We start from the raw sequence: 20,445 nt of genomic DNA, 5'->3' as shown, positions 1-20,445 counted from the left end.
GACCTTGGTTCGCCCGCGGAGCATAATCAGCTTCCGTGAGTGGAACAAGTGTTCGTAAGGCGGTTGCGGAGGTGGACCTGACGGCAGCGGCGGTGTCGACGGGCTCCAGTGGTTCTGCGCGTGCTGAACAGATCGCCCAGCTCCGCTCCAAAATGGCGCAGATTGGCGGTGCTGTCCCTGGTGGTGATGGGGATGGTGCCGGTTTCGCACAGAAGATCGCAGACGGCGAAGGTGTGGTTTCGCTCGGTGAGCAGTTTCGATTTCTGCTTCCTGGCGGTGGTCTACCGCGCCATGCTGTCACACATATGAGCGATACCCCGGCGCTGGTTGCGGAGATGCTTCTCCACGTTGTGGAGGCAGGTGGCCACGCCGGCGTGGTGGGGTGGCCGGAATTGTCTTATGCCGGAATTGACCCGAAGTATCTGGGCCGCATTATCGCTGTGCCGGATCCCGGGGTGGACCCTTTGGGTGTTGCCGCGGTGCTCACGGAGGGGCTGGACTTGGTTGTGTATCGCTCGCCAGTGTCGCTTGCTCTCTCTCCGGTGCGGTGCCGTCCACTGTTGGGCAAGCTGCGCAAAGGTCGGGCAGCACTGATGATGGTTGGCGCGACGGTGCCGTCGCCTGCGCTGACTGTCACGGGTGATATTCAGGCTTTTCATGGCATTGGTCGTGGCACGGGCCGCATTACTGGTGTGGATATTCGGGTGCGGGCGCAGTCGAAGGGTGGGCATCCGGCGTCGGCAAGCATCACTGTGGGGCAGGCTGCTGTGGAAGCGTCTGCGCCTCCGGTGTTGAAGGTGGTGAGGTAGGTGCGTATCGCGGCGGTCTGGTTTCCGGATTGGCCGGTGCAGGCTGCGCGACTAGAAGCAGATGATGAGCTGGAGGAACCGCTGGCGATCGGTGCGCAGCACCGTGTCAAGGTGGTGTCGCATCGTGCGCGGGCGCTTAGGGTGCGTCGCGGAATGAAGGTCAGGCATGCGCAGTCGGTGTGCCCGGAACTGACGGTCGTTGATGACAATCCGGACCGTGATGGACGTATGTTCAGTGCGCTCGCGGCCGGGTTTGATGATGTTGCGGCATCGGTGGAGGTGTTGCGTCCGGGGCTGGTCATTGTGGATATTGCGGCGGCGGGTTCGTTTCATGGGGGCGAAGAAACGGCTACCGAAATGCTTATTGACGCTGCCGCGCGCCGTGGCATCGATGCCTTCGCTGGTGTGGCTGATGAGATTGCGACAGCGCTTATCGCTGCTCGTTTGTCTGCGGTGGTGCCAAAGGGTGGTTCGGCAGAGTTTTTAGCGGGGCAACCGCTGAATGTCTTATTGGCGGAGACGAGTCTTGGCGCAGATGCGGAGACGGTGAAAGCACTGGGCCAGCTGGGTGTGGCGACGTTGGGGGATCTTGCGCAGCTTCCGTCGACGGCTGTGTCCACTCGTTTCGGGCGTGCGGGGATGGCGTGTCATCGGATTGCGCGTGCAGCCCCGGATCGTCGTGTTGCGCCGGAGCTTCCTGCCCAGGATCTGGCGGTGGCGATCACGCCGGAAGATCCGATCGAGCGGGTCGATGCGGCTGCTTTCGCGGCGCGTGCATTGGCGGCGAACCTGCATGAGCGGTTGGCGGAGGCGGGGCAGAACTGTTTGCGTTTGAAGGTCAAGGCGGAGCTTGCGGATGGCACTGTTGTTGAGCGTGTGTGGCGCACGCGTGAGGCGTTGTCGGAAGAGGCGACGGCGGATCGTGTTCGATGGCAGTTGGATGGGTGGCTGACCAGTGGGGGAGCGGGTGCGATTGCCTCGTTGGTGTTGGAGCCTTTGGAGCTTGCACAACCTGAATCGGCAGGACAGCTGTGGGGGACTGGTACCGCGGGCGATGGTGCTGGGGCAGCACGAAGGGTGGCGGAGCGTGTGCAGTCGACGCTTGGGATTGATGCGGTGTTGCAACCGCGATTCGTCGGTGGGCGGGGCGTGGCTGAGAGGATCGCGCTGATTCCGTTTGGGGAACGTGATCCGGAATTACCGGATGGGATCGACCCGGCGAGTGCGTCGTGGCCGGGGGCGATTCCTTCACCGTTGCCAGCGCGGATTGGTGGCGGTGTGGATCACCCGGCTGCAAAGATCACCATGATCGATGCGAAAGCACGGCCCGTCGGGGTCACGGCGGAGGCGTTGTTGAGTAGTACTCCGTACGCGTTGAGTTGGGGTGGAAGCCACTACTTGATCACTGGGTGGGCTGGGCCTTGGCCGGTGGACGAGGGGTGGTGGGGTGAGCGTCCGCAGAAGGTGGCGCGGCTGCAGGTCGTCGGTAAGCGGGAAGAGGGTGGTGCGCCGCTAGCGTGGCTGTTGCTGTGGTCGAAGCAAAAGTGGCGCGTGGAGGCGATGTACAGCTAGTTTTCTGCTGGCTGATGCGAAGGAGCGCCATTGAAACGTCCCGGAAAGATAGGCTACCCTTAGATGTATGTCTGTCGACCGCCGAACATTGTGCTCTGATGTGGAAGTTGAGCCCCTGCCCGGCACTGCGAAACAAGCCGGTGTGTATGTGCTTTTTGAGTACCCCGGCTCGTGGAGCCACGATATTTTGGACGGCGACACCTTCGGCGAAGAGCTCACTGCGAAGCTGAAGGCTCACATGAAGGAGACCGGTGCTGCGCTGCAGTTGATCCGCCACCCTACGCGTGAGGGGCGCACGATCACTGACCATCATCTTTACATCGTGTTTTCCGATATTGGGGTCACCGAGGTGCTTCACGTCGATGGGCCTGAAGCCATCTTGGACCTTGATCTTTCGGGCCCCGGCAAGAACGGTGGGCAGACCCGTATTGCACCGCTGCTGCTCGTGTGCACGCATGCGAAGCGCGATCGTTGCTGCGCGGTCAAGGGCCGCCCGTTGGTGGGGGAGCTGGAGCGCCGCTACCCGTTCAAGAAGACCGGCGACGTCGTGTGGGAGACCTCCCACGTCAAGGGGCACCGTTTCGCGCCGGCCTTGCTGCTTATGCCGTGGGGCTACAGCTTCGGACGTATGAACCTCGAAGCCACGGAAGCGATGCTCGCCGCCGCCATGCGCGCGCAATACTTCGTCCCCGGCAACCGCGGCCGCGGCACTCTTACCCCGCCGGAGCAGGCCGCTGAGATCGCCGTCGCAGCGCACCTGCAGCGCGAAGGCCACGACGTTGCTTACGGGCAACTCTCCGTCAGCACATCCGAAGTCGCTGAAGACACCGCACGCATTTCGCTTATCGACGCCGCGTCGGACCGCGCCTTCACCGTTGCGCTGAGCAAAAAAGAAGCATCCGGGATTATTTCTTCTTGTGGTGATGAACCGAAGACCGGTGGCTATTGGTCGGTGGATTCGGTCAGCGATTAGATAAAAGCCTCGCTAGTGAAATGGCGAGGCTTTCGTATTTCTTTCATAGGTATTAATTCCGGTCGGGATATTGAGTAGGGGATCTGGCGGTAGGTCCTGATTTGTCCTGCGTATTACTGGGTTTCTGATGTACGCATTTCAAAATTGGTGAGGCTTTTTCGGGGGTAGTTAGTTGTGGGAAATGACCTGGCAATCCACCCCGGGTGTGTCCTAGATCGCACTTCGCTTGTAATGTGTGTCACCAAGCAAAATGAAGACCGTTCATTTTCGCTGAGATTGAGAGGAGTGCTCACATGGAAAAGATCGACACACCGGCCCGCAAGGTCGGATACCTATGCGATACGTTGTTCTTCTGGCATGACACGGGCACCGGTGGAGATGAGCCGTCGGACCCGCGCAAGGGATTGCAGCCGGTCTACCGTCACTACTCGGCACCCGAGCCGAAGAAGCGCCTGCACGAGATCATTCAAGTCTCCAAACTGCGGGATAAAGTTGTAGACCTCCGTGCCCGGCCCGCAACGGACGAAGAAATCTTGCGAGTGCACTCAGCAGAACATCTCCAAAACATGGAGGAGCAGTCCAAGCTTCCAAAGGGCGGGGATTGCGGTGATGGGGGATCGCCGTTTGGTCATAACGCCATTGACATTGCGCGGCTTTCTGCTGGCGGTGCGATTGTTGCAACTGAATCTGTGCTCAGCGGTGACATGGACTGTGCGTACGCGCTGATCAACCCGCCGGGGCACCATGCTGAACGCGAGCGCGGCCTTGGATTCTGCTTGTTCAACAACGCCTCGGTTGCGGTGGCACATGCTAAGGAGAAGTGGGGTCTGGAGCGCGTTGCCATCGTGGATTGGGATGTTCACCACGGTAATGGTTCGCAAGATATCTGGTGGACCGACCCGAGTGTGCTCACCATTTCCATCCACCAAGACCGCAATTTCCCAGTCGATTCCGGATTCGTCGATGAGCGCGGAGAGGGTGAAGGTCTTGGCCGCAACTTCAATATTCCGCTGCCTCCTGGCTCTGGAAATGCCGTTTATGAGCATGTTGTTGAAAACCTTGTTGGTCCGGCGCTTGAGGAGTTCAAGCCGGAACTGATCCTTGTGAGCTGTGGCTACGATGCTGCGATGCAGGATCCTCTCGGTCGCATGATGGTCACTACCTCTGGTTTCAAGCGGATGGCCTCGTTGATGATGGAGACCGCGAACAAGGTGTGCGATGGGCGTCTCGTCTTCATTCAGGAAGGCGGATACTGCCAGTACTACGTACCTTTCTGTGGCCTTGCCACGATGGAGGAGCTGGTTGGTGCAGATTCTGGCTTCAGTGATGGATATGCCGCCATTGTCGATGGGCAGATTCGAACTGAAATCACTGCTGAGCAGGAGGCTGCGATCACATCAGCCCATGATGCCTACTTTCAACCAAAGGAGAATGAAGGAGGCATCGGATGAGCCAGGGACCTAAAAACCTACTGAAGACTCACAATGTCGTCTTCTTGGTCGTTGCCGCTGCAGCTCCACTGACGGTCGTCTCGGCCGGTGCGACCGCAGCGTACGCAACATCAGGGATGTCGGGAGTGCCACTTGGATACCTCGTTTGTGGTGCCCTGGTCGCCTTCTTTGCCGTTGGCTTTTGCGCTATGGCGAAGGAGATTCCAAACACGGCAGCATTTTTCTCTTACGTATCGGCGGGCCTCGGTCGCAGTCATGGTCTGGCTGCATCCTGGCTAGCACTCGTTTCGTACTTGGCGATGCAGGTAGCGCTCTATAGTTTGTTCGGCTTCACGGTCAATAGCCTGCTTAGCAGTGTGGGAGTAGACGTGCCGTGGTGGCTGTGCACGATGGGTGCGATTGCCCTCGTCGCTGTGCTCGGTGTGAATTCTGCCGATGCTGCTTCGAAACTGCTCGGTGTTCTGCTGACTCTTGAGTTCCTCGCAGTCGCGACATTTTGTGTTGTGGCGCTGAACAATCCGGCTGAGAATATCGGAGTCACCACACTCACACCACAAGCACTTCTGGGCGTGGGTACCGGCACGACACTGGCATTCACGATCGCCGGTTTTATGGGGATTGAGAGTACAGCGATGTACTCGGAGGAAACTCATAAGCCAAAGAGCACAATTCCTCGCGCAACGCTGATCGCAATCGGAGTCATTTCGATCTTCTACGCTTTCTCCTCCTGGAGCATCGCTCAGAGTGCAGGGGAGAGCAATATTGTCGCTGCTTCGCAGGAGCAGGGTGCAGACCTCTTCTTCAATTTCCTCGCAGCCCACGGTCTTGAAGGTGTAGTTCCCTTGATCCGAATACTGCTCGCTACTTCGCTATTCGCAGCAGTGACCTCTTTTCACAACACGATTGCCCGATACCTGATGGCATTGGGGCGTGAGCAGGTCATCTGGAAGAAGCTTGGTGGAGTGTCCGGCAAGGGCGCACCAGTAAATGCGTCCTTGGCGCTGTCCGGTTTTGGTGCCCTTGTTGTCCTTGGCTTCGGTCTCATCCAGAATTTGATTGGTTACAACGAAGGATTCCCGGCAGATATTCTCTTCTCCTGGCTGAGCGCAGCCGGTGGCTTCGGTCTGGTCTTCCTTTTCCTGGTGACGTCGATCTCGGTGATTCTCTACTTCAAGAAGCACCAGCACACCTACAACAAGTTCGTCACAGTGATCGCGCCTGTCATTGCAACTATTGGCTTCGGCATCGTGTTCGTTCTCATTCTGATGAACTTCGATGTCCTGATCGGCAATGACGAGCTGTGGTATCTCGTGTTCATCGTTCCAGGAATCGTTCTACTGTGTGGTGTTGCTGGCTATATTCGCGGTGAGTACCTGCGCAAGAATGATCCGCGTATCTACGAGAACATTGGCTCGGGTCAGCCACCAGCGGAACCCGCTGAGCTAACCCGTGAACCAGTGAGCGTTTAAAACAAGTGCATAGCAAAAGGACCGTGAAAAACTTCACGGTCCTTTTGTCGTCGTCAAGCGTGTGCTTATCGACGCATGACCTTCCGCGACAGGTAGTTGCCCAGCAGCTGTGCCAGCTGAACGATGATCACGATGGTGATCACGGCCAGCCAGGTGACCTCCGGCTGGTAGGCGCGGTAGCCGTAGACGATGGCGAAGTCACCCAGGCCGCCGCCTCCGATGTAGCCCGCCATGGCGGACATATCGATCACGGCGATGAAGATGAAGGTGAAGCCGAGGATCAACGGGCCGAGTGCTTCGGGGATGATCACGGTGCGGATGATGCGCCACGGGCCAGCGCCCATTGCGCGGGCAGCTTCGATGACACCGGGATCGATGGCGACGAGGTTCTGCTCCACGATGCGGGCCACGGTGAAGGTGGCGGTCACGCACATCACGAAGGTGGCGGCCTCGCGGCCGATCGTGGTGTCCACCACCGCCAAGGTGACGGCGTAGAGCATGGCGATCATGATGATGAACGGGATCGGCCTGAAGAAGTTCACCAGGATATTCAGCACCCAGTAGACGACCTTGTTCTGCAGCACTCCGCCCTGGCGGGTGGTGTACAGGAACAAGCCGACGATCAGGCCGAAGAAACCACTCACGATCATGGTGATGACCACCATGAACAGGGTGTCGATGATTGCGTCGAGGTAGGTGGGGCCGAGACGTTCCCAATCAACGCCACCGGCGGCGAGAATCAATTCGTTCGTCGCGTTCATTAGTTTTCCTCCCCGTTCGTTGCGGCATCGGCACGGGCACCGGATGTTTCGGTGATACCGTCGGTGATCTCATTGATCGTGGTTGTCTGACGCAGGGTGGAGTAGAAGTCCTCAATGGCTTCCTGGTCACCGGTCAAGCGCACGGTCATCTTGCCAAACGAGTGCTGCTGCAGCGTGGTCACGGAACCGTGCACCACATCCAGGCTGACACCGCGTTCGAGCAGCTTGGCTGCAGCGGAGAAAAATCCAGATTCGGCGGTCAGCTCGACGGTGAACAGGCGACCACCGGTGTGCATGAGCTCGCGCTCTTCCGAAGCAGATGGGGTGTTGCGCAGGCTGCTGGATACGAAGCGCTGCGCCACCTTGGTCTGCGGGTTGGAGAAGACCTCGTATACCGAGCCATGCTCAACAACGCGGCCGCTTTCCATCACCGCGACCTTGTCAGCGATATTGCGAATGACATCCATCTCGTGGGTAATCACCACGATGGTGATGCCGGTGCGTTCATTGACCTCCTTGAGCAGAGCCAGGACTTCCTGGGTGGTCTCGGGGTCGAGGGCGGAGGTGGCTTCGTCGGCAAGCAAAAGCGAAGGGCTCGTGGCAAGCGCACGAGCGATGCCGACGCGCTGCTTCTGGCCACCGGAAAGCTGCTCCGGGTAGTTCTTGCCGCGCTCACCGAGCCCAACGAAGTCGAGCAACTCGGTAACACGTGCCTTGCGGTCGGCAGCGCTCATTTCTGTCATCTTCAGCGGGTATTCAATATTGCCCGCCGCATTGAGCGATGAGAAGAGGTTGAACTGCTGGAAGATCATGCCGATATTGCGGCGAACTTCACGCAGTTGCTTGGCCGGCATGCCGACGATGTCGGTGCCGTCCAGCAAAATATGTCCCGAAGTTGGGGTGTCCAGCCCGTTGATCATGCGCACGAGCGTGGACTTACCGGCACCCGAGTACCCGATCACGCCCAAGATCTCGCCCGGTTCAACGGTGAGATTGACGTTGTCCAACGCGACGACGTCGGCGCCTTTCTTCCCGGACCGGAACACTTTGTTCACGTCCCGGAATTCGATCCGGGTGCCGGTTTTGGCCATTACTTCGATTCCTCCACGAGGCGGTCAAGGATCTCGTTCAGCTCTTCCTTGGACTTCTGAACCTGGACGGCGGTGCCGTTGGAGTCCTCGTTCAGAGCCTCGGTGACCTCCGGGGTCTGCCAGATCTCAACGAGCTTCTCGTAGGTCGGGTTATCAATATCCTCTGCGCGGACAGCGAAGATGTTGATGTACGGCTCAGCCAGCTCAGAGTTCGGGTCGTCGGAAGCGACAGCAGTGGAGGCGTCGATGCCGGCGCGGGAGAGCCAGTTGTTGTTGATGATCGCCGGGTCGCCCTGGTTGTAAGCGGTCGGGGTCTGGGAAGCGTCGACCGGGGTGACCTCGACCTTGGATGCTTCCTTGTCGATGTCTGCCGGGGTCGGGTTCAGCTTGTCAGCGCCATCCTTGACCTTGAGCAGGCCAGCCTGAACAAGCACGTTGATTGCGCGACCCTGGTTGGACGGGTCATTCGGGATAGCGATCTTCTCGCCCTCGATGCCGTCGAGCGAGTCGTGGTCCTTCCAGAACAGGCCGAGGGTGTTGATCTCGGCGGATCCGACGATGCGCAGGTCCTCACCGGAAGACGCCTCGTACTGAGCCAGGTACAGGATGTGCTGGAACTTGTTGACGTCGATCTGGTTCTCAGCCAGCGCCGGGTTCACCGGGGTGTACTCGGTGAACGGGACGAGCTCGAGGTCAATGCCCTCTTCCTTCGCCTTATCTACAAAAACAGACCAAGCTTTCTGGTCGGAGTCGGTGGTGCCGATGCGGACCACCTGGTCGCCGTTGTTTCCGTTATCGCCTGCGGCGTTGTCTGCGGAATCGGAGGAGCACGCAACCAGTCCGGTAGCCGCCAGGATGGAGGCTGCTGCGGTTGCGATAACACGGTTGAGACGCATGTCGCTTCCTGCTCTTTCTTTTATCGTCGGGAAATGAACGTGAAAAGAATGTAACACCGTGCGTACCGCTTAGTCTAGTTTGGGTTCATCCCAATTAAATCGAAATTGGAACAGAGTTTCGATCAGGGTTATTATTTTGGGGTGAATTTCAACGGCGGCGAACGTCTTTCCTGGTCGCGGCTGGAGCGTATTCTCTCCGGCCGTCCCGGACCCGTTCCCGTGCCCGTGGATCACACTCGCGAGCCTATTTCTGAGCGCACTCCTCGCGGTGAATCTGCCGTTCCATTCGCTGAACTCCATGCCGTATCCACCTACAGTTTCCTGTCGGATACGGGCGGTGCCAGCGAGCCGGAAGAGCTTGTTGCGCGCGCCCATGAGCTCGGACTTTCCGCGTTAGGTGTGCTGGATAGAGACGGTTTCTACGGGGCGGTGAAATTTGCGGAGGCAGCCGCGGAAGCGGGCATGTCCACGATCTTCGGCGCGGAGCTTTCGCTTATCGACGCCCCACCTTTGCCCCTCATTGCCCGTGGCCCCGAGGGGTACCGTCGCCTGTCTCGACTCATGGCTCATGCACACATGGCAGGAGGGGAGAAGGGTGTGATTTACTACCCACCCCTGCCGGATATCGCTGCTGAATTGGATGGCTCGTGCATCGTCTTGGCGGGGTGGCGCTGGGCTGACCGCATCGATGATTTGATCGAATGTTTTGGAATAGACCGAGTGGTCAGGGAATTTGAAGTTTCCATGCTCCCTGAGGACGCTGATCGGAACGCTTCACTGAAAGCATATCCGCAGGTCCCTGCCATTGTCACCGCTGCTCCTGGTGCGGCTACTCGGGAGAGGGCGAGGTTGGCGGGGGCGAAGAGGGCATTGGGGCGTCGACAAGCGATTGCTTCTGCGTACCGCGACGTGCACCCGATGGGTGCGAACTGGCTGCGTTCCGGCGAACAACTCCTGGCGATGGCCCCTGACTGTGCGAACGCTATTGAATTCACCGTTGAGCTGGCGGAACAATGTGCATTCACCCTCGATCTGGTCGTCCCGCAATTGCCGCGGTTTCCGACGCCTGATGGGCATGACGAGATGAGCTGGCTGCGACACATCGTGGGGGAACGGTCTCGCGAGCGCTATGCCACGCGCTCTGATGCCGTGCGTGAACGCGCGCAGAAGCAGATCGAGCATGAGCTTCGCGTCATTGAGCAACTCAATTTTCCTGGGTACTTCTTGATCGTTGATGACCTCGTCTCTTTTTGCCGCGGGGCCAATATTTTGTGCCAAGGCCGCGGGTCTGCTGCGAATTCCGCGGTGTGCTTCGCGCTCGGCATCACGAATGTCGATCCGATTTCCGCTGGTCTCTTGTTTGAGCGCTTCCTGTCTCCGGACCGCGACGGCCCGCCCGATATCGACATTGATATTGAGTCCGGTCGCCGCGAAGAAGTCATCCAGTACACCTATTCCACCTACGGCCGTGAGAATGCTGCGCAGGTGGCCAACGTGATCACGTACCGCACTAAAGGCGCCGTGCGTGATGCTGCTCGTGCACTCGGCTACCCGCAAGGTGCTGCTGATGCTTGGTCCAAAGGCCTGGCCTCGCCCCCTGGACGCGTTGAGGCTCTGGCTGCGCAACTCAAGGGGCAGCCGCGTCACCTGGGCATTCACTCTGGTGGCATGGTGATCTGCGACCGGCCCATCGCCGATGTCGTGCCCACTGAATGGGCGCGCATGGAGGGGCGCTCCGTCGTGCAATGGGATAAAGACGACTGTGCTGCTGCTGGCCTAGTCAAATTCGACCTGCTGGGACTCGGGATGCTCGAGGCTCTGCACCACATGATCGACCTCGTGGGTGAGACCACCGGCCGCGAGGTGCGCCTGTGGGAGCTCGATCTTGCTGATCCGAGTGTCTACGAGATGCTTTGCCGCGCCGATGCCGTCGGCGTGTTCCAGGTCGAATCCCGTGCGCAGATGAACACCCTGCCGCGTCTGAAACCACGCAAGTTTTTTGACCTGGTTGTTGAAGTTGCCCTGATTAGACCTGGCCCGATCCAGGGCGGGTCCGTCCACCCTTACCTGCGTCGTCGTGATGGTCTCGAACCTGTTGAGTATGAACACCCGGTGCTTGAGCGCTCCTTGGGCAAAACCCTGGGCATTCCTCTGTTTCAGGAACAGCTCATGCAGATCGCCGTCGACGCCGCCGGATTCACCGGTGCCGAGGCCGATTCCTTGCGTCGCGCCATGGGTTCCAAACGCTCGCCCGCGAAGATGGCCGCGCTGCGCCAGCGGTTCTTCGACGGGTGCTGGGCCACGAATCAGATCGATGACGCCACGGCCGATCGCCTGTGGCAGAAGATCGTCGCGTTTGCTGCCTACGGATTCCCCGAATCCCACTCCCAATCTTTTGCCTCACTGGTGTATTTCTCCGCCTGGTTCAAGCGCTACTACCCGGCCGAATTTTGCGTCGGGCTGCTGCGTGCCCAGCCAATGGGGTTCTACTCGCCACAGTCGCTGATTCAGGATGCCCGCCGCCACGGTGTCACTGTCCTGCCCGTCGACGTGAATGCCTCGGGTGTAGAGGCCCGCTGCGTCGACTCCGGCACCATCCGCGTCGGGCTGAACCTGATCAAGGGGCTGGGTGTAAAAGCCGCTGAAAGGATTGAAACGGCCCAGGCCAGTGCTGCTTTCACTGGCATTCCGGACTTGTCCCGCCGTGCTGATCTGACCGTCGAGCACGTCGAGGCTCTCGCCCGCGCCGGTGCTCTCGACTGCTTCGGTGTAGACCGACGCCAAGCCCTCTGGCAAGCCGGCGTCGCCGCCACCGAACGCGACGGCATGCTGCCTGGCCTTTCAGCTATCGACGCCCCGGCGCTGCCCGGCATGAACTCCTTCGAGCTCATGGCCGCCGACATCGCCGCCACCGGTGTCACCCCTGGCCTCATGCCGATGGAGAAACTCCGTGGGGCCCTCCGCCACGCCGATGTCGTGACAGCCGCCGACCTGAAACACGTTTCCGATGGCACCCGCATCCGCGTCGCTGGCGTGGTCACCCACCGTCAAGCCCCACGCACTGCTTCCGGCGTGACCTTCCTTGGCGTGGAGGACGAGACCGGCCTGACCAACATCATCATCCCCAAAGGCTTATGGAACCGGCAGAAGATCCTGGCACGCACCGCGAAAGCTCTCATTGTTCGCGGCATCGTTCAGAACGCTTCCGGTGCGGTCAGCGTGCTTGCCGACAAGCTCGAGCCCCTTGAGATGGGGGAGTGGCTCTCCCGCGGGTCTCGGGACTTCCGGTAGTTCCCGGGTCTGGGGTCAGGCCTTAGGGGGAGGCGAGTCTGGTTGGCCTTTGCGATTTTGGTGGATCTTCTTTACATCTCCAAAGTGCATTGATTCTTATAAGCCCATGTCAGAGAGTTTTCGCTATGCGGGGTAGAGGGGTCGAATGTAAAACAGATCCACCGCGGTTCTCGCACTAGCGGCTCCCCCTTCGTTTGCTGCGCCCGCCACGCTGGTGCTGCCTGAGGCGTTCGCGGTGGTTCGTCTCTGTCGGCCGGTGAATCTGTTTACATGCCACATGTGCGACATGTTTTATAAGGAAAGGTCAGCGCGATTGCGGTATTTAGCAAGATCGTGCTGATGTAAACAGATTCACCCGTTGGTGCGTTCCAGATGTTTTCGAGGCCAGCATCAGGCAGAGGCCAGCTTTTGGGTCACGAGGGCATTGAGTGAGATCCCCTCATTTTCAGCTTCGTGAACGAGCTTCCGGTGGAGCGACGGTGAAATGCGGACATTGAACCGCCCGGAGAACTCACGCATCCCAAGCGGTTGTGGGACTGGATCGCCGCTTTCTAAAAGGTCCGCCAAAACCTCCTCGACGAGGGAAATGATGCCTTTTTCGGCGGCATCTCGGGAATCTTCCAGCCAGGACAGCGACGGGAACTCCCGGACCGTTGCAACGAACTGCTCGTCCTCCTGGGACCAGCCAACCTGATAGGTGTATTTGTCAGCGTCCATGTGAATTCTCAAGATCTCTTCGATACTTGACCCCATGTCTGGGTGGTACCAAATATAGTACCGTATCGTTTGTTTGTTACCCAGAGGAGTTGAAACCCAGTGATCGCACTGCTCGCCACGGTCGCTGCGGTTCTCGGTCTCGTCATTGTGGCCACGTCGGTGGGTGCTAACTCCGCGGGCTTCGCCATCACAGCCATTCTCCTCAGCTTCGGGCTCGCGCCTTTCGCCGGCGATTCTCTCGAGCGCCACGTCCCGCCCTCACTGTGGGATCGTTTGTCGCTCTCGCACAACGCTTATCGACGCCTCTCCCTCCCCCTCTTCAGCTCCCTTCTCTCCGCAGTCGGTTGGAACCGGCTGATTATCGGACTGCGCGACGAGCAATCCGGTGAATCTGACGCAAATAGGAGAATCAGGAACTCACGTCCTGTCCAAGCGTCCGCAGCTGGTCACACGTGGGCGCTGCTGCTTCACATCGTCGCCGCTATTTGGGCAGGCATTGCCGGTGGATGGGTGGTGTCGCTGGTCCTCTTGCTCATCGGCGTGTTCGGCCACCTTTATCCAGTACTGCTGCAAGTCCGGGTGCTGACCCGCTGGCGAGAACTCGGGCGAATTTAAACCCCTCACCGCACTAGGTTCGATTCCACCCAACTGACCGGCTTGGATAATCTAAGCAGCGATGACTAGCAACAATATTCCGAAGGCAGCATCGCCCAACGACGTTCCGGCAGCCCCCAAGCCGCCCGCAGCGCCCGGGGTTCCCGCAGCGCCCCAGGCGCCAGGCGCTTCTGCTCCAAAGGCTCCCGCGGCGCCGGAGCCACCCGCCGCTCCCGCGGCGCCGGTAGCCCCGGCAGCTCCTAAGCCGCCCGCTGCTCCATCCGCGCCGGGTGCCGCTGTCCCAGCTCCGCCGGCGGCGGCAGCACCGAAACCGCCCGCAGCCCCAAAGCCTCCCGCAGCACCCACCGCTGGCGCGCCGAAGCCTCCGGTGGCACCGTCCGCACCTGGAAACGCGGCGCCGAAGCCGCCAACTGCGCCGAAACCGCCAGCAGCGCCCGCTGCACCGGGAGCCTCAGCGCCCAAACCACCCGCGGCACCGGCCGCGCCGGGCGGGGCTGCGCCGAAACCGCCAGCAGCTCCGGCCGCACCGGGGAGCGCGAAGCCAACGGCCCCCGCAAAACCTGCGACCGCAGCGAACCCCGCCCCTACAAAGCCGGACAACGCGGATAAACCTGCAGCGAAAAAACCGGAAGCCAAGACACCAGCAGCCACGAAGCCGGCAGCGAGCTCGCAAGGGGAGGGCAGCGGTTGGCGTCGATTAGCGGTGTTCGGCGTGCTGGGCGCGGTGGCGCTGTTGGCACTGGCTGTCGCGGCGTCGAGGACGTTTCTAAACAGTGGCGCGGGGCAGGACTTCCTGGCGAGCTACCCGGGTGCGAACCCGCTGCCGGATGATGCGCCGGTGGGGCTGCCGGCGTGGCTGGGCTGGTCGCACTTTTTCAACATGTTCTTCATGGCGTTGATCGTGAAGACGGGTTGGCAGGTGCGTACGCAGCGGAAACCGGAGGCGTACTGGAGGCCGCGCAATGGCGGTAAGAAGATCAGTCTGACGTTGTGGATCCACTTGATGTTGGATCTGTTGTGGATTGTCAATGGTGTGATCTTCGTGGTGTTGCTGTTCGCAACGGGCCAGTGGATGCGTGTGGTGCCGACGAGCTGGGAGGTGTTCCCGAACGCGGTGTCGGCGGGGCTGCAGTACCTGAGTTTGGATTGGCCGACGGAGAATGCGTGGGTGAATTACAACGCGCTGCAGCAGTTGGCGTACTTCATCACTGTGTTCGTGGCGGCGCCGCTGGCTATCGCGTCGGGTGTACGCATGAGTCACTGGTGGAAGAACGAGTGGGCGACGGCGAACAAGATCTTCCCGGCGGGTGCGGCGCGCAAGATTCACTTCCCGGTGATGATCTACTTCGTGCTGTTCGTGGTCATCCACGTTGTGTTGGTGCTGGCCACGGGTGTGCTGCGCAACCTGAACAATATGTATGCCGCGCGCGGGGATGTGAACCCCGATATGTATGCGGACAACTGGCTCGGTTTTGTCATTTTCGCGGTCTCGCTCGCGGTGATCGCGGGCGCGTGGGTGGCTACGAAGCCGGCGGTGCTCGCCCCGGTGGCCCGCAAGTTCGGCGAGGTCACCGCGCGGTAGGGTAGCGCCCATGGAGCGATCACCGGAAGCCATAAAAACACGGGGGAGGCACGCGCGCGTTGATTCGCCGTCGCTACCCACGTCCGCTTCCGAGATGAATCCGGTTTCACGCAAGCTCATCGTGGCGCGCTACTTTTCCCAAGCTTTGTGGGCGCTTGTCATCGTGGGCAGCTTCCTCGCGGCGCAATACACACTCGGTGGCTGGTGGTGGATCGGCGCAGCATTGATGGGGGTGTGGTGCGTGTTCCAAGCCATCATGATCCCGTTGCGCGTGCGCAATATCGGGTGGTTGGAAACGGGGAATGAGCTGCTGATTTCCAAAGGCAAGATCAACCAGACATTCACGGTCGTGCCGTATGGGCGCATCCAATTCGTGGACGTGACCACCGGGCCATTCACACGCCCGCTCGGGCTGAAAGGCGTCGCGCTTCACACAGCGTCGGCCTCGACCGACGCGAAAATCCCTGGCCTCCCAGCAGCAGACGCCGACGCATTGCGCGAGCGTCTTGCCGTCAACGCGCGTGAGCGAATGAGCGGCCTGTGACGTCCCCCAACACTTTCGCTTATCGACGCGTCCACCGCCTCACCCCCTTCCTCCGCGCCTGGGCCGCCGCCGCTGCACTGGCAACGATCCTGGTGTTCAACTTCACCACCACTGTGCTCAAAGGTCTGCAGCGTGGCACCGAGGAATCATGGTCGGTGGTGGAAGTAGCGCAGGTATTCGGCGTGATCGTGGTTGCCATCGTGCTGGCGCTCGCCGTGTCGCAGTTGTGGTGGTCCCGCATCGGTTTCCGACTCAGCGACGATGAGGTCGAGCTGCGCAGCGGACTGATCACCACGAAAGTCCGCACGACCCGCTACAGCCGCATTCAGGCTGTAGATGTCATCGAGCCCTTCGCACCCCGGGTTTTCGGGCTCGCTGCTGTGCGAGTCGAGGCCGCAGGCGGTACCGATTCAGCCATTGAGATCGGTTATGTTCCGCGCGTTGAGGCAGAGGACTTGCGTCGTGAATTGCTCGACCGCATCGCTGCGCAAGGGCCCGAAGCGGCAATGACTGTGGATCCAGATGAGGTTCTCACCGAGGGGCCCAGTGCTGCAGCGCTCATCCCACCGATTCCTGTTGCCCGCTCGCTCGCCGGTGCGGCACTGCGTCTGTCTACGCTGTTCACCGTCGCTATCTCCCTAGTGCCGGTACTCTCCGAGGTCACCTTCGCGGTGGTCTTGCCGGTCTTGGTCGGCTTTATCCCACAGATCTGGACGCAGATCGACCAGTCCTGGCGTTACACGGCGACATTGGATGACGGGGTGCTGAACTTGTCGTACGGGCTAGCGAACCGCCGCAGGCAAGCAGTTCCCCTCGATCGAATCCATGCGATCAGGTTGTCCCAACCAGTGTTGTGGCGGCCGTTCGGCTGGTGGACGGTCGCGGTGAATATCGCTGGTTACGGCAGCGAAATGAATAAACAGTCGGGTACATCACGCCTGCTTCCGGTGGGCTCCTATGAGCAGGCAGTCGAACTCATTACTGCGCTCAGTCCGCTCCCGACGGAGCACGTCGCCGACCCGGAGTGGGATATCCGCTCACCGAAGCGCGCACGCATCCCTTCGCCTCTCGACGCCTCCCGCCAAGCCCTCTCCCTCCAACCCGCCCCGGACGCGAGTGTGTGGGCCACAACTAGTCATGGGTTGCTGAGCCGCCGATTCGAATTCATCGACATCACCCATATCCAAGAGATCACCTACCGGCAGGGCCCAGTGCAGCGCATGATGAACTTGGCGCACGTCCGCTTCGACCTCGTGCCCGGGCCGGTGAAAATGACCGCGCGTGATCTCGACACCGCAGACGCGTGGGCGGTTGTGGACGAGCTCAGCACCCGCGAGTTGCCCCCGCTTACCCAGACCTAGCTACCGCCGGGGAAACCGAGCTGCCGCCAGGCTTCATACGTTGCCACTGCTGCAGAATTAGACAGGTTCATCGACCGGCGGCCGGGCAACATGGGGATGCGCAGCTGGTCGGTCACGCGCTCGTGGTGGGAATGCTCATGGGGAAGACCAGTGGGCTCAGTGCCAAACAGGAGGGCGTCGCCAGGCTGGAATTCAACGTCCGCGAAATTGCGGGTGGCGGAGGTGGTGAAGGCGAAGATGCGGGCGTCGATAAGCGATGCGAAGCATGCGTCGATGTCATCGTGGACCTCAACGTGTGCGAGATCGTGGTAATCGAGCCCTGAGCGGCGCAAATGCTTGTCGTCGAGCGAAAACCCTAACGGTCGTACGAGGTGCAGCGTGGCACCCGTGCCAGCGCACATGCGGATGGCGTTGCCGGTGTTTGGCGGGATGACGGGGTTGTCGAAGATCACGTGGAGGTCAGTCACGGCGCACAAGTCTAGAATGGTGCGCGTGACTGCGATCAAATTGGACGGAAAACTCTACCGCGAGGAGATTTTCGCGGACCTGGCTAAGCGAGTCGAGGACCTCAAGGCGAAAGGCATCACGCCCGGTCTGGCCACGGTGCTCGTTGGCGAGGACCCTGCGAGCCAGAACTACGTGCGCATGAAGCACAAGGACTGTGAGCAGCTAGGCATTGCTTCGATCATGAAGGAGCTGCCGGGTGACTGCACTCAGGAAGAACTCGACGCGGTGATTGAAGAGCTGAATAACGACGATGCCGTGACCGGCTACATCGTGCAGCTGCCCCTGCCGAAGCACCTGGATGAGAACCGCGTGCTGGGACTGATTGATCCGGACAAGGATGCCGATGGCCTGCACCCGGTCAACCTGGGTCGCCTCGTGCTCAACGAGCCAGCACCGCTGCCGTGCACCCCGAACGGTTCGCTCGCTCTCCTGGAGCGCTTCGGCGTAGATCTCAACGGCGCGATCGTGTGCGTCATCGGCCGTGGCGTCACCGTTGGTCGCCCGATCGGACTCATGCTGACCAAGCGCGACGTCAACGCCACCGCAGTGCTGTGCCACACCGGCACCAAGGACCTCGCCGCTGAGACCCGTCGCGCAGACGTCATCATCGCGGCCGCAGGCAAGCCGCACATGATCACCGCCGACATGGTCAAGGAGGGCGCCGCAGTGCTCGACGTGGGCGTTTCGCGTGTCGACGGCAAAACCACCGGCGATGTCCACCCCGACGTCTGGGAGAAGGCCGGCTGGGTCTCCCCGAACCCGGGCGGCGTTGGTCCTATGACCCGCACCTTCCTGGTGCGCAATATCGTGGAGCGTGCCGAGCGTCTTGCAGCAGTCCAGTAATCCAGCGCCACCGAGCCTGGATAACCCCCACGACATCGGCAACCCGCCCTCACGCCTGCCACTACGCACGCAGCAAGTGTTGGTCGGGTTGTTCGTCGTGGGTTTTGTAGTAGCCACGCTCTTCGCCATGACGGAGCACTGGCGTCGCGCGGCGTTCACTCTTGGCGCCGCGATGCTGTGGCTCACCGCGTGCCGATTGACCTGTGATTCGCAGGTCCTCGGTTTGCTGGCGGTGCGCTCCCGCCGCTTTGACGCGCTCTTCACCGGAGTCACCGGCGCCGCGCTGGTGTGGCTCGCCGTTTCCGTGGACGCGCTGGGGAGCTAGGGGGCGGTCGTCTGTGTCTTTCAGTGGGGGATACTCTGACAGCCATGGAACCGGTTCTTGTTCTCGCTGATATCCACCTCGGGCGTAAGCAAAAAGACGACAAGAAGATTGGCCCCGGTATCGAGTGGGCACTGAACGCCCTCGACCGTGGCGCTAAGGCCGGTGCTAGGCACATGGTGATGCTTGGCGATGTGATTGATCGCAAGCGGTTCTCCGAATACACCTGCACCGAGGTGACGCAGTTTTTTGAGCGTGGCCTCAAGCTCTTCGATACGGCCGTGTTCATTTCCGGTAACCACGATGTCAGCCATGACTTAACGGGCGTGATCCCTGAAGATGTGACCGTCGCAGGTACCCAGCCCCAGACCATCCGCGCGGGACAGTGGGCACTGCACACAGCAGCTGTCGAGGTGAACCGCGATCCACGCCGGCTTGTGCCCGATTTCCCTACAACGGTCGACGGCGTGCCTAATCTCGGACTATTACACAGCTCAGTCACCGGCGAACTGGTGAAGAATGAATGCTTGCCGTGCACCATGGACGAGCTGATCTCGTCTGGCTACGACGCGTGGTTGCTCGGCCATGTTCACGAGCGCGTCGTGCTGTCCAGCGATCCTTTCATCGGCTGGGTTGGTATGGGCAAAGCCCTCATCGCCTCATTCGATGGAGGAAAGGTCACTACCAGCGACGCCTTCTAACTGTGTGCGGAGTCACATTCTTTGCGTTAACCTCGTGGCGTGTTTGGACGCAAGAAGAAAAAGAATAAGAAAAAGGGCAAGTTTTCTCTTCGTGCCTCCGTAATCCTGGGACTGACTAACAACTATGAGGAGTTCATGGAGTGGACGATCGATCCTTCTAAAGGGGACTTCAGCCATGTTGAAACGGGCTCACTCCCTGTCGAGGTAGGCCTCGGTATTTCGCTCATGATGCCGTTCGGTGAAAGTGAACCGACAGCGGCGGATGCGCCTCCAAAAGTCGTGGCGGCACAGAGCACGCCGGAGGACCAAGGTATGTTCGCGATGATCTCCACGATGTTGGAACAGCAGTGGGGCATCACGTCCAGCGACGAGCTGTTGGAAACGGTGTCTATTCTGTTGTCCAACCCGGTAGACCATGAATACGTCGCGATGCGCCCCTACATGCAGCAGCTTGCAGATCTACCTGTGAAGGAGCGCGACGATGCGGCCCCGCAGATCATAGAAATGGCGGTGGCTGACTTCCAGCAAACTGAGATTCCAGAAGATGTCGTTCGAGAGGACCTCGGAAACTGGCTGGATCTGTATACCCAAGAACACAGCGAGAAACTGATCCCGCAGAAGCTTCCGAGCACCCTTGCTGGCTGGGAAATCGGACGCGCTGCCCGCGTTGCCCGAATGGGCTACATGCTGGGGATGATCGACCTGGACCAGTACTTGAATATTTCCTCCACCGCGCTTGCTCTCACCAGGGAATACTCGGAGAGCTGGCGTGACCACGTGGACCAGTTCCTTCTCGGCCGCGCGAAATGGCAGGAGATTCTCGATGAAGACACCCTGGACCACCGCGACATGATGCATGTGCGACTGCAGCACCCTAATTCAATGTGGTTCAAATACCCGCTGCACGGAAACTACGAGACGGAGCCAAACTCCTAAAACT

Annotated in this window: 20 protein-coding genes; 14 read left to right on the top strand and 6 right to left on the bottom strand. The window is 60.2% G+C overall.

The features are described 5' to 3' along the window. The first annotated feature begins 35 nt into the window (after positions 1-35). From Q0X21_RS01320 to Q0X21_RS01300, 5 genes are all read left to right on the top strand, one after another. Positions 36-809: a hypothetical protein gene (locus tag Q0X21_RS01320; protein WP_297849896.1), complete on the top strand. Its 774-nt coding sequence runs from the start codon at positions 36-38 to the stop codon at positions 807-809. Next, positions 810-2,381: a DNA polymerase Y family protein gene (locus Q0X21_RS01315; RefSeq protein WP_297849895.1), complete on the top strand. Its 1,572-nt coding sequence runs from the start codon at positions 810-812 to the stop codon at positions 2,379-2,381. 67 nt (positions 2,382-2,448) lie between these two features. Further along, entirely contained in the window at positions 2,449-3,354 is a 906-nt protein-coding gene (locus Q0X21_RS01310; RefSeq protein WP_297849894.1) for a sucrase ferredoxin, read from the top strand. Between the two features lie 293 nt (positions 3,355-3,647). Further along, entirely contained in the window at positions 3,648-4,805 is a 1,158-nt protein-coding gene (locus Q0X21_RS01305) for a class II histone deacetylase (RefSeq protein WP_297849893.1), read from the top strand. Then, complete coding sequence (locus Q0X21_RS01300) at positions 4,802-6,274, top strand: APC family permease (protein ID WP_297849892.1); 1,473 nt, start codon at positions 4,802-4,804, stop codon at positions 6,272-6,274. Before Q0X21_RS01305 ends, Q0X21_RS01300 begins: the two co-directional genes overlap by 4 nt. A gap of 65 nt (positions 6,275-6,339) precedes the next feature. On the opposite strand, the gene Q0X21_RS01295 is transcribed toward Q0X21_RS01300, so the two are convergent. From Q0X21_RS01295 to Q0X21_RS01285, 3 genes are read right to left on the bottom strand one after another with little or no spacing between them, the layout of a single operon-like run. Further along, positions 6,340-7,035 carry a methionine ABC transporter permease gene (locus Q0X21_RS01295; RefSeq protein ID WP_297849891.1) on the bottom strand — a complete coding sequence of 232 codons (696 nt, stop codon included), beginning with the start codon at positions 7,033-7,035 and terminating at the stop codon, positions 6,340-6,342. Further along, entirely contained in the window at positions 7,035-8,126 is a 1,092-nt protein-coding gene (locus tag Q0X21_RS01290; RefSeq protein ID WP_297849890.1) for a methionine ABC transporter ATP-binding protein, read from the bottom strand. Before Q0X21_RS01290 ends, Q0X21_RS01295 begins: the two co-directional genes overlap by 1 nt. Further along, the gene (locus tag Q0X21_RS01285; RefSeq protein ID WP_297849889.1) at positions 8,126-9,022 is read right to left on the bottom strand and encodes a MetQ/NlpA family ABC transporter substrate-binding protein; all 897 of its coding nucleotides are present in this window, start codon (positions 9,020-9,022) and stop codon (positions 8,126-8,128) included. The genes Q0X21_RS01290 and Q0X21_RS01285 overlap by 1 nt, the downstream gene beginning before the upstream one ends. 141 nt (positions 9,023-9,163) lie before the next feature. Here Q0X21_RS01285 and Q0X21_RS01280 point away from each other — a divergent pair, with 141 nt between their 5' ends. Then, positions 9,164-12,313 carry an error-prone DNA polymerase gene (locus Q0X21_RS01280; protein WP_297849888.1) on the top strand — a complete coding sequence of 1,050 codons (3,150 nt, stop codon included), beginning with the start codon at positions 9,164-9,166 and terminating at the stop codon, positions 12,311-12,313. Positions 12,314-12,703: 390 nt separating this feature from the next. Here Q0X21_RS01280 and Q0X21_RS01275 read toward each other — a convergent pair whose 3' ends face one another. Continuing rightward, on the bottom strand, positions 12,704-13,030 hold the full coding sequence (locus Q0X21_RS01275) for a type II toxin-antitoxin system HicB family antitoxin (protein WP_297849887.1): 327 nt from the start codon (positions 13,028-13,030) through the stop codon (positions 12,704-12,706). A 99-nt stretch (positions 13,031-13,129) separates the two neighbouring features. Between Q0X21_RS01275 and Q0X21_RS01270 the strand changes: the two genes are divergently transcribed. Continuing rightward, positions 13,130-13,645 (top strand): hypothetical protein, encoded by a 516-nt coding sequence (locus tag Q0X21_RS01270; RefSeq protein WP_297849886.1) that lies wholly within the window; start codon positions 13,130-13,132, stop codon positions 13,643-13,645. Positions 13,646-13,696: 51 nt separating this feature from the next. On the opposite strand, the gene Q0X21_RS01265 is transcribed toward Q0X21_RS01270, so the two are convergent. Continuing rightward, positions 13,697-14,281, bottom strand: a complete 585-nt coding sequence (locus tag Q0X21_RS01265) for a hypothetical protein (protein WP_297849885.1) — start codon at positions 14,279-14,281, stop codon at positions 13,697-13,699. 67 nt (positions 14,282-14,348) lie between these two features. Here Q0X21_RS01265 and Q0X21_RS01260 point away from each other — a divergent pair, with 67 nt between their 5' ends. The 3 genes from Q0X21_RS01260 to Q0X21_RS01250 all read left to right on the top strand — a co-directional run bounded on the left by Q0X21_RS01260 (position 14,349) and on the right by Q0X21_RS01250 (position 17,132). Further along, positions 14,349-15,227, top strand: a complete 879-nt coding sequence (locus Q0X21_RS01260; RefSeq protein WP_297849884.1) for a cytochrome b/b6 domain-containing protein — start codon at positions 14,349-14,351, stop codon at positions 15,225-15,227. A 94-nt stretch (positions 15,228-15,321) separates the two neighbouring features. After that, a complete protein-coding gene (locus Q0X21_RS01255) occupies positions 15,322-15,771 on the top strand; it encodes a PH domain-containing protein (protein ID WP_297849883.1) in 450 nt (149 codons plus the stop codon). Next, on the top strand, positions 15,768-17,132 hold the full coding sequence (locus tag Q0X21_RS01250) for a PH domain-containing protein (protein ID WP_297849882.1): 1,365 nt from the start codon (positions 15,768-15,770) through the stop codon (positions 17,130-17,132). Before Q0X21_RS01255 ends, Q0X21_RS01250 begins: the two co-directional genes overlap by 4 nt. Here the strand turns inward: Q0X21_RS01250 and Q0X21_RS01245 are convergent. Then, positions 17,129-17,599: a tRNA (cytidine(34)-2'-O)-methyltransferase gene (locus tag Q0X21_RS01245; RefSeq protein WP_297849881.1), complete on the bottom strand. Its 471-nt coding sequence runs from the start codon at positions 17,597-17,599 to the stop codon at positions 17,129-17,131. The genes Q0X21_RS01250 and Q0X21_RS01245 overlap by 4 nt on opposite strands. Before the next feature lie 25 nt (positions 17,600-17,624). Here Q0X21_RS01245 and Q0X21_RS01240 point away from each other — a divergent pair, with 25 nt between their 5' ends. From Q0X21_RS01240 to Q0X21_RS01225, 4 genes are read left to right on the top strand one after another with little or no spacing between them, the layout of a single operon-like run. Next, positions 17,625-18,482, top strand: coding sequence for a bifunctional methylenetetrahydrofolate dehydrogenase/methenyltetrahydrofolate cyclohydrolase (locus Q0X21_RS01240; RefSeq protein WP_297849880.1), 858 nt, complete (start codon positions 17,625-17,627; stop codon positions 18,480-18,482). Further along, positions 18,454-18,807, top strand: coding sequence for a DUF3017 domain-containing protein (locus Q0X21_RS01235; protein WP_297849879.1), 354 nt, complete (start codon positions 18,454-18,456; stop codon positions 18,805-18,807). The genes Q0X21_RS01240 and Q0X21_RS01235 overlap by 29 nt, the downstream gene beginning before the upstream one ends. A gap of 44 nt (positions 18,808-18,851) precedes the next feature. Next, a complete protein-coding gene (locus tag Q0X21_RS01230) occupies positions 18,852-19,505 on the top strand; it encodes a metallophosphoesterase (RefSeq protein ID WP_297849878.1) in 654 nt (217 codons plus the stop codon). Positions 19,506-19,544: 39 nt separating this feature from the next. Next, entirely contained in the window at positions 19,545-20,441 is an 897-nt protein-coding gene (locus Q0X21_RS01225; protein ID WP_297849877.1) for a DUF1266 domain-containing protein, read from the top strand. Positions 20,442-20,445 lie beyond the last annotated feature (4 nt).

It is taken from the genome of uncultured Corynebacterium sp. (assembly GCF_947253065.1).
Lineage (GTDB): Bacteria > Actinomycetota > Actinomycetes > Mycobacteriales > Mycobacteriaceae > Corynebacterium.
Note: the sequence above shows the minus strand (reverse complement) of the source record. Positions and strands in the feature narration are given on the sequence as shown.